Origin of the sequence: Roseovarius sp. A46, assembly GCF_004126395.1 — a bacterium.
GTDB lineage: Bacteria > Pseudomonadota > Alphaproteobacteria > Rhodobacterales > Rhodobacteraceae > Roseovarius > Roseovarius nitratireducens.
The window spans coordinates 1-783 of record NZ_PVWS01000079.1; the positions used below are offsets into that span (position 1 = coordinate 1).

Here is a 783-nt window from a genome sequence, read left to right on the forward strand (position 1 = left end):
AACGCCTGCGCGATCGTCGATTCGGTGATGGATATCGACTATGCGGCGGGCCGCATCACCCATGAGCATGCCGACACGATCATCGCCCATATCGAGCGCGAGGGGCTGAGCCTCGAATGGATCATCGAGACCCATGTCCATGCCGACCACCTGTCTGCCGCGCCCTATATCCAGGAGAAACTCGGCGGCAAGATCGGCATCGGCGAGAATATCCTCGTGGTGCAGGACACGTTCGGCAAGATATTCAACGAGGGCACCGAGTTCCAGCGCGACGGCAGCCAGTTCGACGCGCTGTTCGGGGAAGGTGACACCTACAGCGTGGGCGGCATGACCTGTTTCGCGATGCACACGCCCGGCCACACGCCCGCCTGCATGACCCATGTGATGGGCGATGCTGCCTTTGTCGGCGATACGCTGTTCATGCCCGACGGCGGCTCGGCGCGGGCGGATTTTCCCGGCGGGGACGCGGCCACGCTCTATGACAGCATCCAGAAGGTCTTGTCGCTGCCCGACGCCATGCGCCTCTTCATGTGCCACGACTATGGCCCGAATGGCCGCGATATCCGGTGGGAAACCACGGTGGCCGAGGAGAAGGCGCACAACATCCACGTGGGCGGCGGCAAGACGAAGGAAGAATTCGTGCGCTTTCGCACCGAACGCGACGCGACATTGGACATGCCGCGGCTGATCCTGCCGTCGTTGCAGGTCAACATGCGCGCGGGCGCGGTGCCCAAGGACCGCGACGGCAACCCGATGCTGAAAGTGCCGGTGAACCGGCTCTGA

At 63.6% G+C, this 783-nt stretch carries 1 protein-coding gene; it reads left to right on the forward strand.

The window, feature by feature from the left end:
* The coding region (locus C6W92_RS17465) for an MBL fold metallo-hydrolase (protein WP_164989296.1) at positions 1 to 783 on the forward strand (783 nt) is incomplete at its 5' end.